Source organism: Arthrobacter sp. MW3 TE3886, assembly GCF_041262145.1.
Classification (GTDB): domain Bacteria; phylum Actinomycetota; class Actinomycetes; order Actinomycetales; family Micrococcaceae; genus Arthrobacter.
Window position 1 is genome coordinate 2126359 of record NZ_JBGCAN010000001.1, and the last position, 14221, is coordinate 2140579.

A 14221-nucleotide genomic window follows, 5' to 3' on the forward strand; every position below is an offset into this window, starting at 1 on the left:
TGGATCTGTCCGCGAAAGTCAGCCGGGCTTGATGTTCTGGTTGAGAGTGAAGAAGTTCGTCGGGTCGTACTTGCGCTTGAGTGCCTTGAGCCGGTCGTACTTACCAGCCCCGTACGCCTGCCTGACCCGCTCCTCACCCTCTTCCATAAGGAAGTTCACGTAGACGCTGGTGTGGTGGGGCGCGAGGGCGGACCAATAGTCACGAGCCCATTGGCGCTCAGCGTCGAAGCCATCGGAGGTCTTGCTGTTGCCGTTGATGTTGAAGGTGAACCCTGCCTGGCGGCCACTGAACGCGGTGGCGCCGTCGTCGATCCGCCCCACCGCTCCGCCCATCTGCCACAGGGCAACGCTGGTGACCGGCGAGGTGATGCGCCTGCCGCGTTCGACGACGATGTCGATGACGTCGTCGTCGAGGGATGCGACGTCACAGGACTTAACGTAGTAGGACCAGCCGTGGGGGAACGACGGATCAAACATCCTCTGATGCTCCAGAAAAGGCTTCGGCCGGCAAAGATCCAGCACAGGCGAACCGAATTCCTTGAGCGGCCGCACGACTCGTTCACCGTCCTCGACCGGTCCCGCGTAGCAGGCGACGACCGCCACGACGAGCTTGCCGACCAGGTCGGGCGGGACGATCGGCAGGGCCGGAGCCCTTCGCTGCACGGCGATCGTCATGAGCTCGTCGGGGCAGTCTGCGATCCAATCGCGGTAAAACCGCAGGACTTCCGCGGCATCCTCCATGGGCCAGAACACCGGACCCGCCATAACGTACGGACCCACAGGGTTGAGCTTGAACTCGAATTCGGTAACGATGCCGAAGTTGCCCCCGCCGCCGCGCACCCCCCAGAAGAGGTCGGCGTTCTGATCCTCGCTGGCCCTGACCAGCTCGCCGTTGGCGGTGACCACGTCCACGGACTGCAATTGATCGATCGTGAGCCCGTACTTGCGCATGACCCAACCTATTCCACCGCCGAGCGTGAGGCCGGCCAGCCCGGTATGGGTGACGATTCCCGAAGGAACGGCGAGGCCGAACTCCTGCGTCTCGCGATCGAGCTCGCCGAGCAGCACGCCGGCCTGAACACGTGCCGTTCGCCCCTCGGGGTCCACTCGGATCCCTTTCATCAGCCCGAGGTCGATGACCATGCCGTCGTCGCACACTGAGAGACCAGGGAAGCTGTGACCGCCACCACGCACGGCGACCAGCAGGTCCTGCGAGCGGGCGAGCCGGACGGCAGCGCGTATGTCTGCGACGCCGGTACAGCGGGCTATGAGCGCGGGACGGCGATCAATCGAACCGTTCCACACCTTGCGGTGCTCGTCGTAACCGGCGTCATCCGGACGGACGAGTTCACCCCGAAAGGATGTCTGTAGTTGATCGACAGCACCGCCGTCGATCACCCTGCCCTGTGCCATTGGACTCACGGACCTCTCTCTACTTCAAGCAGATTCCCACACGTTCGGAGGAAGTCACAAGAGTTTGGAGGTTGCGGGAATTGAGCATCATACGAAGCGGCTGAGCGCAGACCGGAGTAGCGCGTTGAGAGGACTTCAGTTCGGTCAGCGGCATCAATACGGGTCGGGTCGTACCGGGGCCGGATCGGCTCGGATTCCGCATGTTTGGGCGGGAGTCCAGTGATTGTGGGGGAGGGAATGCAGTTCGAGTCCCACCTCGGGCACGTGTTTTCCCTGTTCAGGGGCTTGTAAGCCTCTGAATGTGTACAAATCTCCTCTGATGGGCCCCTGCGGGGCCCATTCTTGTCGGTGGTCGTTGCGCTCTGGCGGCTCCTTCTCTTGGCCTGGACAGCGGTGTTGCTGCGTACTTCATGGCCGGGAGTGCTTGGAACTGCATGACTTGCTGAGACTTGGGGTCAAATCCTCATGGTCGTCCCTGTCGGCAGCCAGAACTCCTGGGACACAGGTGTGTGGGACCCGGAGTTTCTTCCGGGCAGTCTTGGATTGGTTAAACCTTCATACCTGGCCATTCCTCGACGCGACTATCTACAGGACTGCCTGGGCCTGATCTTCCGCCTGGGGCGTTCTCGGGTCCCTGGGGCGTCACGGATGGCGGCTTCAAAGGCCACGGTCAGTCGGGCGTGGATGAGCGGAAACGAAGGCGCCATCGCGTCGTCCGGCTTCTATAGCCACTATTGCCCAGCTCAGAGCGCCCCTCCACTGTTTAAGCACCCAGTTCGAACACTGACCCTACGAAAACTGCCGGATCACAGGGATGCCGGGGTCGCGCCGCGTCTCCCAGCACCACGGGACGGTGGTGCTGGGAGCGGTGGCTAGCGGCCGCTTGGGTCAGCTGCCCGAAGCAGGGCACGAAGGGCGCATCGGGTCCGGCCAGTTGCCGACGCGGAACCGGCTGCGCATCGGGTCCGGCCAGTTGCCGACTCGGGCGGGTGTGTGGCCTGAGACGGAGCCGCGGTGGGCGGCAGCGGAAGCGGCATGAAGGAAGGGGGCGTGGATGGGCATGGTTATTCTCCTGACTGAATTTTGAATCCGAACGCCGAGGGGCGTCGGTGGCCGTTGTCTGCCCGTGGGAGGGCAGAGAGGGCCTATTCAGTCAGGGGATGATCCAGGGTCGAAGGACGGACTTGTCACCGGCGCCTGCGCCAGGTCCGGCGCCTGAGCGCTACTGCGCGCCTCCCAGGGATTCCATAATCCGGCGGCGTCTCCGGCCGCTTGGGCGCCGCCGCCGCCGAGTCCGGAAGTCGAGGAACCCGAGGAGCCTTGGGCGGCGGCCTGCCAGAGCAGGACTTCTGCGTCCAGAGTGGCCTCCGGGCCAGAGGAAGGTGCGAAATAGACGGCAACGGCCGACAACGCCCCAAGCGCAGGGGCGTTAAACCGGAGCTGCGCGAGTCCGGGACCCGAGACCGCAGCCTTTGGGGCAGGGCCTGCCGAGGCTGGCTGAGGCCTTGCGGCGCGCGCGTGAGTGGCCGGGGCAGCGGCCGGCCGAGCGCTCGGGGTAACGACCTTGCCGCTTGAATCCGGGAGCGTGACCGGAATCGGCGCGATTTCGGGGAGGGGGAGCTGGACCGGGACCGGCGCGATTTCGGGGAGGGGGAGCTGGACCGGGAGGGGGAGCGTCTGGACCGGGACCGGCGCGATTTCGGGGAGCGCGAGCGTGACCGGAATCGGCGCGATTTCGGGGAGGGGGAGCTGGACCGGGACGGCCCCGGAGGCCGAGTCGATGACCTCTACAGCCTGATGGATGACCGGTGCGGCATGTGTGAGAACCGGCGCAACCTGGTTAACGACGGGGGCGACGCGCGTGGCTACGGTTGCGACAGCAGGTGGTGCCTGGTTCACAACCGGATCTGCAGAGACGGAGGGAGCCGCTATCACCCCAGCCGGAGGGGCGGCAGGAAGCGGCACATCCTTGATCGGGCCGGCGCTGGACGTACCCGGCAATCCGCTGACAGCAGGCAGCGCCCGTGCGGAGACGGTCTGAAGGGGATGCGTCACCGGTGGGGCTGCGGCCGAGGACTTGTCCCGGGGAGCGGGATCGTGCTGGGGCAAGCCGGGTTCGGGTAGAACCACGGCCGTGGGCCCCGAGGCCGGCCCGGACGGCGCGGCGTCGGCAGTTGCGGCACCCCACACGAGGCAAACCAAGGCAAGGAACGCGGCAAGCATGAGTGGGCGAGCGGCCGAACCGCAACGATCCCGCAGGCTGCTTTTCATCCGGTAATCCCCCCAGAGGCGACGGAGCAACAGACTACGCCCTGTGCCGTCGCCCAGTCTAGATGTCGCGTTGACTCTCTAATGGTTGGTGGCTGGCCTGGTGCTTAGCTGGCAGGTGGCTGCCAGTCCTGCTGGACGTGACTCTCGTTGACTTTGACCCGGTCCGGAGTCCCTTTTTGAGACCTGTCCGTTCGGTGGGGCTGGCGCTGGCCTGTCCGCGAGATGGAGAGTGCAACGAAGGTCAGGCGGGAGTTTAAACAGCCCCGGAAGATGCCTCCTTCTGGCCGACTGGCCTGGTTGGGCATGCATCACGATGGGTGGCGCCACCGTCCCGTCGTGTGCGCGTTTCCCGGAGTGCTCCGGGAACGCCCCTCGGTCTCTCCTGCTGGGCTACTTCCTCGTCGCGCGCCTCAAGCCACTTCTCAGATCATGCACGCCACGCGCTGTGTTCGCGTGGGTCTACGGAAAGTCCCTTGTCATGACCAAAACTCAATCCCTTGTCGTCGCCACCGATGGCTTCTTTACCGTCGCCGAAGCGATGATGGCACTCCAGAGAATGCTCGATGACTCTCTCGCCGGCACCTTGAGCCTTTTGGAAGAGGAAGGCAGCAGACTCTGGTCCATTGAATCGGGGACGCACGCCATAACTTCCATTCCGGCGGTTGTCCCGAGTCCGCCCGCACAGCCCAGCCGCCATCCGATGGTTCAATACGTTGCTTCCGCGATTGTCTTGATCACTTACCAGGAAGGCGGGAATATCTAGCCCGCCCTGCGTTGCCGCGGGGCGGACCGTTGCAGGGCCGGCCCCTACTTCTTTAGGGCGGCGAAGCGGCGCAGGCGGAGCGAGTTGCTCACGACCAGGACAGAGCTGGCCGTCATTGCGGCACCGGCGATCATAGGGTTCAGCAACCCCAAGGCGGCGACCGGGATCCCGATGGCGTTGTAGAAGAAAGCCCAGAACAGGTTGGTCTTGATCGTGGCGAGGGTCCGACGCGAGAGCTCGATGGCCTGGGCCACCTGGCCGAGGTCATTGCCCATGACCGTGAGGTCGGCTGCGGCGATCGCAACGTCCGTGCCGCTGCCCATCGCGATGCCCAGGTCGGCCTGGGCCAGGGCTGCGGCGTCGTTGACGCCGTCCCCGGCCATCGCCACAATGGCTCCCTCGGCCTGCAGAGCCCGGACGGCCTCCACTTTGCCTTCCGGCAACACGTTGGCCATGACATCTTCGGCCGGAATGCCCACCTCGTCCGCAACGGAAGCCGCGGCGGCGTTGTCTCCGGTCAGCAGGATCGGGCGCAACCCCAATGCCTTGAGCCGGCTGATGGCGGCTGCCGAACCGGCCTTGACTGTGTCGGTCAAACTGATGATTCCCGCGGCTTCTCCGTCCACGCCGACCCAAATGGCGGTGGCCCCTCCACGCTCCAGCGCCTGCAGCGAGCCGAGGTGGTCGTCCTCGAGGTCAATGCCGTTGGCCTGCAGCCACCCGGCCCTTCCGGCGACCACACGGTGGCCATCGACGGTGCCGCGGACGCCGCCACCTGGTGCGCTGTCGAAGCCGGTCACCGGCGGCAGTGGGCCCTTGTCTTGGGCCGCGCGGGCGATGGCCTGGGCGATGGGGTGCTCGCTGGCGGCTTCGACGGCACCGGCCAGGGCGAGGATTTCGTCTTCGCCGGTGCGGGTGAAGCTGTGGACTCCCGCGACAGACAGTCGCCCGGTGGTCACCGTTCCGGTCTTGTCCAGCACGATGGTGTTGACGGTGCGGGTGTCTTCCAGGACCTGGGGGCCCTTGATCAGGATTCCCAATTGGGCGCCTCGGCCGGTTCCGGTCAGGAGGGCCGTCGGGGTGGCGAGGCCCAGAGCGCACGGGCAGGCGATAACCAGCACCGCGACGGCGGCGGTAAAGGAGGTCTGGGGGTTGCCGGTGGAGAGCATGCAGATGGTGAATGTGGTTGCTGCGATGGCGAGGACTGCCGGGACGAACACCGCGCTGATGCGGTCGGCCAGCCGGGCGATGGGGGCTTTTCCGTTTTGTGCCTGGCTGACCAGCTTGCCCATCTGGGCGAGAGTGGTTTCGCTGCCGACGCGGGTTGCCTTGACCAGCAGCCGGCCGTTCGTGTTGATCGTGGCGCCGATGACTGTGTCGTGCACGCTGACGTCCACGGGAAGCGATTCGCCGGTGAGTAGTGAGGTGTCGACTGCGCTTTGCCCGTCCACGACGAACCCGTCGGTGGCAATCTTTTCGCCAGGACGGACGAGGAAGACGTCTCCGGGCTGCAGCCGGTCCGCCGGTATCCGGACCTCGGCGCCGTCGCGGATTACGGTGGCCTCCTTGGCTCCCAGATTCAGCAGCGCCTTCAGGGCATTTCCTGCCTGCTGTTTCGCGTTCGCCTCCAGGTACCTGCCCAGCAGCAGGAATGTGGTGACGACGGCGGCGACTTCGAAGTACAGGGCGTGGGGGCTCATGTCCATGCCCGGGTGTTCGGTCAGGGACGGATCGGCCAGCAGTTGCCAGGTGGAAAACAGGAAGGCCGCGCCCACGCCGATGGAGACGAGCGTGTCCATGGTGGAGGCCAGGTGCCGGGCGTTGATGGCGGCGGCGCGGTGGAAGGGCCACGCCGCCCAGGTGACCACGGGCAGGCTGAGGGCAAACGCCCACCAGCCCCAGTGCGGGAACTGCGCGGCAGGAACCATGGAGATGATGAGCACAGGCAGCGTGAGGGCGGCGGCGAGCAGCAGCCGGGGCCGCAGTGCCGCGGCCGCCGCGGGTTCGGCGCCGGCGATGTGGGCCTCGCTGCCTTGGTCGTCCAGGTCGCTGGTCGTCGCTGTTGCTTTCAGGCGGGCTGAATAGCCAGTGGCGGTGACAGTGTCGAGGATCTGCTGGTCCGTGACGGAGTCGGGCGCGGTGACGTGGGCGGATTGAAGCGGCAGGTTGACGACAGCCTGGACGCCATCGAGTTTCCCGAGTTTACGTTCAACCCTCGCCACGCAGGAGGCGCAGGTCATTCCCTGAATATCCAGCTCGATGACACGCATGTTGGTCAGGGATACTGTCTCCACTCTTACGCCCCGCCCACGACTGTGTAACCCGCTTCGGCGATGGCTTCGCTGATTTCTTCCGGGTTAAGTTCAGACGCTGAGGTGATGGTGGCTACAGAAATGCCATCCTTGTTCAGGTCGACGGCGACGTCCTGGACGCCCTCAAGCTCCTGGAGCTCTTCGGTGACGGAGGACACGCAGTGGCCGCAGTGCATGCCGGAGATGCTGACGGTGGTGTTGACGCTCATGGTGATTCTCCTACTTGTCCTAGCGCAGCAGGCGTCCGATGGCGTCTGCTGCTTCCTTGACTTTCGCCCCGCCCGCCTCAGGTGACTCGGCCGCGGCGTTGACGACGCAATGGCCGATGTGGTCTTCCAGCAGTCCGAGACTGACTGCATGCAGCGCCTTGTTGACGGCCGCGACCTGGGTCAGGATGTCGATGCAGTACGCATCCTCATCGACCATCCGGGCAATGCCCCGAACCTGGCCTTCGATGCGCTTGAGCCTTCTCAGGTAGGCGGCTTTGTCGGAGGCGTAACCGTGCTCCGCAACGAGAGCGGCGGTGGCGTCAGTGGCTTCGCTCATGGCTTCTCCTCGGGTATGGCAACACTTTATACCCCCTCGGGGTATAAAGTCCATTACCCCCTAGGGGTATTCGCGGGAATGCCTTCGCGTTGGCGCGGGCAGGGCAGGCATGCAGGGGAGTGCGATCGACGGCGGGGCGTGCCCGCAACGCCGCGCGGCGTCGAAAACCGCCGAAATCCGCGCACCAGAAATGCTCTGTGAGGAAAGGTCTGCAGCGGTCGCGCGCGGCCCAAAATGAACTGCAACTCCGGAAAGCCTCCGGGTTGCAGTTCCCGCGGTGAGGTCGTAGGGGTCGCCGGGCGGGCTTCGATGGCGTCTCGAGGGATCCGGGGATGGTGATGGCGCCGCTGCCCCTTGTATTCTGGCCACACTAGTCGGCAAAGAGGTCTGTTCGTGGGCGAACCGTTATCTGTCCTGTTCGGTGGATCGTTCTTGGTGCTGGCTGTAGCCATCGGGCTCATGACCAGCCGGTCCCGCCCGGAGCGGGATGGTGATGCCGTTCCCGTCCTGCGCCGCCGGATGTTGCTCGCGGCTGGCGCCGTCCTGGCTGCCGTTGGTCTTTACATCATTCTGGTCCCCGAGATGGGTGTCGCTCCGGCGGAGGGAGGATTTTCCGTCGGACTTGGAGATGGGCTGATGCTGTTCGCGGGGATCTGGGTCATCTTCCGCAGAGAGGTCGTCCGCTACCAGCTGTGGGCGGCGTCGGCAATCTACGACCTTGAAACGCCGCCCGATCCGGCTCGGGTCAAGGCTGCTGAAGCCCTGGGCGGTTGGATCCGAAGCCTGCTTTTCCTGTCCGGACTTTCCATCATTTTGCTGCGGCTGATCCTGCGCCAGGCTTCGCAGGCAGTCGAGGCGCCACCTTGGGAGACCGGCGGGATCGTTGACGCCGATGGAACCGGCATGTTCCGGCGGGGGCCAAAGCCTCTGACGGCAGGGCCGGCACGACTCCATACTGGGCTGCAGGCCGCCGCTCCGCGGGCATGCGCGAGGTGGCCGTGCCTGTGTGGTTAATAGGCTTCAAGAGTCCTTGACTGATACCCCCGGGGGGTATAGTTTGAGTGTACCGGAAAGTCGCGTCCGAGCCGCCAGGTTCACACGCAGTGAAGGTCCCGCGGGGCTGCACACCGAGCGGTCCCGTTCCTTGACAGCGAATGAATGGACTGAATCGTGAGCGATATTTCCTCCACCCCAGTGACTCCTGCCGCCGAAACGTCCGGCTGCTCCTGCTGCGCCCCGGCACCGACGTCCGGGCTGCAGATCGGCCGCCCTCAAAAGGACACCGGCTCCATCGTCGTGACCGACTACGAGGTTGAGGGCATGACCTGCGTAGGATGCGCCGCGGGAGTGACCACCCAGTTGAAAAAGGTCACCGGCGTCACGGATGTTCGCGTCTCCCTGACTCCGGGCAAGACATCCACGGTCACCGTCGACAGCCGTTCGCGACTCTCGCTGGACGATGTCAGAGAAGCCGTGGCGAAGGCCGGATACAGCCTGCACCGGAGCTAGGCCATTCCGGCCTTCTGGATCCACGGGCCGCCCAGGCGTCCCTGATGCCTGTCATCAATATCGGGAGAGTAGCAATGCCACAGACACTCAAAAGCACAACGGTCGAAGTCCAGGGTCTGCAATGGGCGACGTCCAAAGCAATCATCGAAAAAGTGCTCGGCGGCCAACCAGGCATCACCGCAGTGGATGCGAACGCAGTCGCCCAAACGGCCACGGTCACCTTCGACCCGTCCCGGACCTCCGTTGAGCAGATCAGTGGCTGGATCATCGATTGCGGCTACCACTGCCGTGGACAGTCAGTGCCGGAGCACGTCTGCTACCCCCTGGAGGAGCCGGCAGCCGCGCCGCCAACCGCCGCCCCGGCCGCCGGCGGGCACCACCACGGCGAGCCTGAAGGTCACGCTGCCCACGCCCCGTCCGCGAAGGCGGTGACGGACACGCGTCATGAGGAGATGCCTCCCGGCATGGCTATGCCCGGCCACGTGCACGCTCCCGGGCCCGCGCCCCGCAGCCCACAGGAGATGATGGGCCACGGCGGACACCACGGCGGAATGTCGATGGATGACATGGTCAAGGACATGCGCAACAGGTTCCTGGTCGCCGCCATCCTCTCTGTTGGCGTGACGCTTTACTCCCCGATGGGCCGCGACATGCTCGGCTTCACCGCCCCGACGCCGTTCGGCCTCCGCGACGACGTCATGGCGCTCATCCTTTCCCTGCCCGTGATCTTCTACTCCGCATGGATCTTCTTCGACGGCGCCTACCGGGCCCTGAAGGCCCGCACCCTGGACATGATGGTGCTGGTCGCGATCGCCGTCGGTGCAGGCTGGCTCTACAGCCTCGGGGTCACACTGACCGGCGGCGGCGAGGTCTTTTACGAGGCTGCCACCGTCCTGACATCCTTCGTTCTGCTGGGCCACTGGTTTGAAATGCGCGCCCGCGGCGGAGCCAACGAGGCCATCCGCACTCTGCTCGAACTGGCCCCACCGGTCGCGGTCATCATCCGCAACGGCGAGGCCGTGGAAGTCCCCACATCCGAGGTCCAAACCGGCGATCTACTCCTCGTACGCCCCGGGTCAAAAATCCCTGTCGACGGCGAAGTCGAGGAAGGGCAGTCCGAGGTCGATGAATCAATGGTCACCGGCGAAAGCCTCCCGGTCAGCAAGACGGTCGGCTCGGAGGTGATCGGGGCATCGATCAACACCACCGGCACGATGCGGGTCCGCGCCACCAAGGTCGGCGCCGACACCGCCCTGGCCCAGATTGTCGCCCTCGTCCAGGAGGCCCAGAACTCCAAAGCCCCCGGGCAGCGCCTGGCCGACCGGGCCGCGTTCTGGCTGGTTCTGGTGGCCCTCATCGGAGGAACTGTGACATTCGCGGTCTGGCTCGCCGTCGGCGCCGGAGTGCAGACCGCCCTGCTGTTCGCCATCACGGTCGTGGTCATCACCTGCCCCGATGCCCTGGGGCTGGCCACACCGACGGCCATCATGGTCGGCACCGGACTGGGCGCCAAACGAGGGGTGCTGTTCAAGAACGCCACGGCCCTGGAGACCTCGGCCCGGATCGACACCGTGGTCATGGATAAGACCGGGACCCTGACGAAGGGCGAACCCGAGGTGACCGACGTCGTCGTCGATGGAATCGACGAAACCGAACTCCTGGCACTCGTCGCCGCCGTGGAGCAGGAATCCGAACACCCCCTGGCCGCCGCCGTCGTCCGGTATGCACGCGAACGGGGTGCGCCTGTGCTGGTTGCCTCGGAGTTCCTGAACGTGCCCGGCCACGGCGCCGGAGCCTCCGTGAACGGGCGCAGAATCCTGGTCGGAAACCGGAAGCTCATGGCGGATCAGGGGATCGACCTGGGCGCGCTGGCCGCGGTCCGTGATGACCTGGCCTCGACGGGACGCACCGCGGTGCTCGCCGCCGTCGACGGGCGCGCCGCGGCGGTCATCGCCCTCGCCGACGCCGCCCGGGACACGGCGGCCGCCGCCGTCACAGCCCTCCACGAGGCCGGCATCGAAGTCGTCATGCTCACCGGCGATAACGAGGCCACCGCACAGCGGATCGCCGCCCAGCTTGGCATCGATACCGTCATCGCAGAGGTGCTCCCGGGCGACAAATCCGCCAAGGTCGCCGAACTGCAACAGGCGGGGAAGAAGGTCGCCATGGTCGGAGACGGCGTCAACGACGCCCCGGCCCTGGCCCAGGCGGACCTCGGCATCGCCATCGGCGCCGGAACCGACGTGGCGATTGAAACGGCCGATGTCGTGCTGATGCGCTCCGATCCGCTCGACGTGCCGATCGCACTGCGGATCGGCAAGGGAACCCTGCGCAAAATGCGTCAGAACCTCGGCTGGGCCGTCGGCTACAACGCCATTGCCCTTCCGATTGCCGCCGGGGTCTTTGCCTTCGCCGGAGTGGTTCTCAGTCCCGAGATCGCCGCGCTCTCCATGTCAGGCTCCAGCTTCCTCGTTGCCGTCAACGCACTCCTTCTGAAGAGGCTGCGGCTGCCCCGCTCCGGCCCACCCGGTGCAGCCCCTGTCTCAGTACCCCGTCCACTGGCCCCGGCGGCGGGACGCTAGGGACACCGCTGTGGCGGGCTCAGTCTGGGCTTCGAGTGAAAGGTTCCGCTGATGAGCGGCAACGACACTTTTAGCATTACCGTTGGCGTGGATGGCTCAGCCGAGTCCCGCACGGCCCTCGAATGGGCCGTCGGCGAAACCCGGCTGCGCCACGGTCATGTCCGTGCCGTGACGGCGTGGGAGTACCCGCCAGCGACGGTCGGTATGGAAGGGCTGAGGTGGGTCCTGACATCTTCGAACAGGTGGCGCGGAGAGCGCAGACCGATGCCCTGAAGTCGACGCCGAAGGTGTGGCCGTCACCGGTGAAGTCACCTAGGGTCCGGCCGCTACCGTACTCCTGAAGGCGTCCAAAGATGCGGATCTCATTGTCGTCGGCTCCCGTGGGCTCGGGGGATTCTCCGGCCTGCTGCTCGGATCCGTGTCAACGCAGATAGTGCACCACGCCGGTTGCGCCGTGCTCGTGGTCCGCGCACGGCCCCAACCCCACACCGGCCGGTGGCCGCCAAACCCTCCTGCGAATGATCGGTGCGGGGGCATCATGAGGATGCAGGCGGGCCTCAGGCATGGAGCTAGTGCGCCGCGGGCGGAGTGCCGTGGTCGTGGTGGTGTGGGGTCCTGTCTTCTTCCGGGATGCCGGCGGTCTGTGCGAGGTAAGCCCAGCCGGCGTCGCTCAGGGCGTGGTATGCAACATGCAGTTCCTGGGCAGGCTCCGCGGTAGCGCTTAGGTCGCGCTGGTCGAGCGCGGCCGCCAGTCGTTGTGCTGCTGTGGCGAATCTTTCGGCAAGGGTCTGGAGTTCGTTCGGACAGTCGACGGCCGCGACCGCTGTCCAGGAATTGCGGATCAAGCCCGGCCAGCTTCGGTCGATCCGTGGCGCTGTCCCCGTGAGGCTGGTGGCGATGCCATGGAAGCCAACGTTGTCGATGTAGGTCAGGGCGGCGATCAGGCCTGCCGTTCGGACCGCGGTCTCGACGTTTGGATCCCCGTGGTGGCTCATGTCAGTCTCCTTTGCGGTTTCCGGTTGCACTCAAGGATGATCCGCCCCGTTGGAGGGTTCAAGGGTGCCGGCGGCCCCTCGTGGCAGGAGTTTGCGGGGGCGTCCCCGCCGGGGCGTCCCCGCCCCCTTCGCCCGGGCCTGGCTGTCGTCCCTTAGGGCATCCGGCTCGTGCACGGTCCTGTGTTTCAGCTTTGGATGGTCCGGTGCCGGTGCCGGCGGCGGGGGATGAACGCGGGCACCTCCTGGCGGTAGGCCGCGTATTCGTCACCGAATTCGGCCAGTATGGCCTTCTCCTCACTTCGGGCCAGCCGCAGGTAGATGACCACGAGGTATATGTGGCCCCGCCTTCAACGTTGGATTCATCAGTGGATGGATGCGGCGTAAGGCTGGTCTGGATGGATCCGAGAGAGTGGAGTTGTTAGCGCAGATCCGAAGGGACGCCCGGGTCGAGGGCCTCTCGGCCCGCGCGCTGGCGGCCAGACACAAAGTCCATCTGGGGACGGTCCGGCAGGCTGTGGAATCAGCCATCTCTCCGCCGCGCAAGCCAAGCCAAGACATGCGATGGGTGGCGGCTCACATCCGATCTCTTGGTCGCGGCCTTCGTCGATATATCCAAACCGAGAGCGAAACCCCAAGGGCTCCCACTATTACGTTGTCTGTTCCCGGGAAGCGCCTGCCCTCTGCGACGAGCTCAACCACGCCAAGCGCTACCAACCCCAGACCAGCTAGGAGCAAGATCCACGACATGACCGGGGGGACTCCCGTCGGGGCTGGCTCGTCGTTGTTCACGTTTGTCCTCCTAGAGAGAATGCTACGAGCACGAATCCCCCGCACTATCTCCGTTCTGCAGGCAGCCAGCGAGGAGCCCGCGGACCGGGTCAGCCGGGTTGGTACGGGGCGAACGTAGCGCCGCCGTCGGCCGATGTTTCGACCCCGGCGTCCGTGGCTGCCCAGATCCGGAGAGTGCCGTCCTGTGTCTTGACCGCTGCGATGGCCTGGACACTGCCGCTGATGCGTCCCTTCGAGGACCAGGTGGCCCCGCTGTCGGCGGAGACCTGGACGCTGCCGTCGGGTTGGACGCCGACGACGTCGTTGGTACTGGCGAATGCGGCGTATTGCACGACAGGCGCGGAGTTGTTTAGCGTCCAGGTGGTTCCGGCGTCGGTGGACCTGTGGAGGCCCTGTGGGGTCGTTGCCAGCACGGTGTCGCTGTGGGCGTTTCCGGCCAGAACGGCCGGGGTGAAGCCGGCGGCCACTTTTGTCCAGTTTTTGCCGTCCGGGCTGGTCATCAGCGTTCCGTCGAAGGCCACGATGCCGCTTTTCGTCGTCGTCAGGGCGTGGAAATCAGATTCCTGCTGCCGGGAGAGCTGCTCCCAGGTTTCGCCGCCGTCGCCGGATCTGATCAGGCCGACCGGGTTGGGCAGGGTGGAGTCTTTGCCGGGATGCCCCGAGGCGTAGAAGATCCCGCCGTCGTGAGCGGTGGTGAAGCCCATCAGGTCGTTGGTCGGGCCGATTTTGGTGGCAGGGGTGTGGGAGATGTCGAACAGGCCCTCGTGGGTGGCGAGAAGGATCTGTCCGGTCTGGTCGTTGACGGCCATGCCGTGGATATGACTGCCGGGAAGCCCGGAGACGCTGTCGGCTGGGGACGATGATGCGAGGCCGGTGGTGGCCGGGGTGCAGGCGCCCAGGGGCACGATGAGCCCGGCGGCCGTGACGGCAGCCGCGGCCCGGGCCCGGCGGAGGGATGAGGCGATCAAGGTGAGCTCCAGGTGTGGTGGATAAATCCGGGGAGGGCCCCGGTCCCTGCAAGGACCGGGGCCCGGTTTGCTG

Annotated in this window: 12 protein-coding genes and 1 pseudogene; 6 read left to right on the forward strand and 7 right to left on the reverse strand. The window is 65.8% G+C overall.

Going from position 1 to position 14221, the window contains the following annotated elements:
• Positions 1-18: 18 nt before the first annotated feature.
• Positions 19-1413 (reverse strand): FAD-binding oxidoreductase, encoded by a 1395-nt coding sequence (locus ABH915_RS09650; RefSeq protein ID WP_370124979.1) that lies wholly within the window; start codon positions 1411-1413, stop codon positions 19-21.
• Positions 1414-4162: 2749 nt separating this feature from the next.
• On the opposite strand from ABH915_RS09650, the gene ABH915_RS09655 reads away from it, so the two are divergent.
• The gene (locus tag ABH915_RS09655; protein ID WP_370120363.1) at positions 4163-4447 is read left to right on the forward strand and encodes a hypothetical protein; all 285 of its coding nucleotides are present in this window, start codon (positions 4163-4165) and stop codon (positions 4445-4447) included.
• A gap of 44 nt (positions 4448-4491) precedes the next feature.
• Here the strand turns inward: ABH915_RS09655 and ABH915_RS09660 are convergent, their stop codons facing one another.
• From ABH915_RS09660 to ABH915_RS09670, 3 genes are read right to left on the reverse strand one after another with little or no spacing between them, the layout of a single operon-like run.
• Complete coding sequence (locus ABH915_RS09660; protein ID WP_370124980.1) at positions 4492-6717, reverse strand: heavy metal translocating P-type ATPase; 2226 nt, start codon at positions 6715-6717, stop codon at positions 4492-4494.
• Positions 6718-6743: 26 nt separating this feature from the next.
• Entirely contained in the window at positions 6744-6968 is a 225-nt protein-coding gene (locus ABH915_RS09665) for a heavy-metal-associated domain-containing protein (RefSeq protein ID WP_370120366.1), read from the reverse strand.
• Positions 6969-6987: 19 nt separating this feature from the next.
• Entirely contained in the window at positions 6988-7305 is a 318-nt protein-coding gene (locus ABH915_RS09670; RefSeq protein WP_370120369.1) for a metal-sensitive transcriptional regulator, read from the reverse strand.
• Between the two features lie 393 nt (positions 7306-7698).
• On the opposite strand from ABH915_RS09670, the gene ABH915_RS09675 reads away from it, so the two are divergent.
• The 5 genes and pseudogenes from ABH915_RS09675 to ABH915_RS09695 form a co-directional block, all read left to right on the forward strand.
• Entirely contained in the window at positions 7699-8319 is a 621-nt protein-coding gene (locus ABH915_RS09675; protein WP_370120372.1) for a hypothetical protein, read from the forward strand.
• Between the two features lie 156 nt (positions 8320-8475).
• Positions 8476-8814 (forward strand): heavy-metal-associated domain-containing protein, encoded by a 339-nt coding sequence (locus ABH915_RS09680; protein WP_370120375.1) that lies wholly within the window; start codon positions 8476-8478, stop codon positions 8812-8814.
• A 74-nt stretch (positions 8815-8888) separates the two neighbouring features.
• Complete coding sequence (locus tag ABH915_RS09685; protein ID WP_370120378.1) at positions 8889-11396, forward strand: heavy metal translocating P-type ATPase; 2508 nt, start codon at positions 8889-8891, stop codon at positions 11394-11396.
• Positions 11397-11447: 51 nt separating this feature from the next.
• Complete coding sequence (locus ABH915_RS09690; protein WP_370120380.1) at positions 11448-11669, forward strand: universal stress protein; 222 nt, start codon at positions 11448-11450, stop codon at positions 11667-11669.
• 91 nt (positions 11670-11760) lie between these two features.
• Positions 11761-11805: pseudogene (locus ABH915_RS09695) on the forward strand (hypothetical protein); the annotation flags it as partial.
• A gap of 160 nt (positions 11806-11965) precedes the next feature.
• Here ABH915_RS09695 and ABH915_RS09700 read toward each other — a convergent pair.
• The 3 genes from ABH915_RS09700 to ABH915_RS09710 all read right to left on the reverse strand — a co-directional run bounded on the left by ABH915_RS09700 (position 11966) and on the right by ABH915_RS09710 (position 14148).
• On the reverse strand, positions 11966-12391 hold the full coding sequence (locus ABH915_RS09700) for a hypothetical protein (RefSeq protein ID WP_370120383.1): 426 nt from the start codon (positions 12389-12391) through the stop codon (positions 11966-11968).
• A 185-nt stretch (positions 12392-12576) separates the two neighbouring features.
• Positions 12577-12717: an isoprenylcysteine carboxylmethyltransferase family protein gene (locus tag ABH915_RS09705; RefSeq protein ID WP_370120385.1), complete on the reverse strand. Its 141-nt coding sequence runs from the start codon at positions 12715-12717 to the stop codon at positions 12577-12579.
• 552 nt (positions 12718-13269) lie between these two features.
• Complete coding sequence (locus ABH915_RS09710; protein ID WP_370120388.1) at positions 13270-14148, reverse strand: F510_1955 family glycosylhydrolase; 879 nt, start codon at positions 14146-14148, stop codon at positions 13270-13272.
• Between the last annotated feature and the right edge of the window lie 73 nt (positions 14149-14221).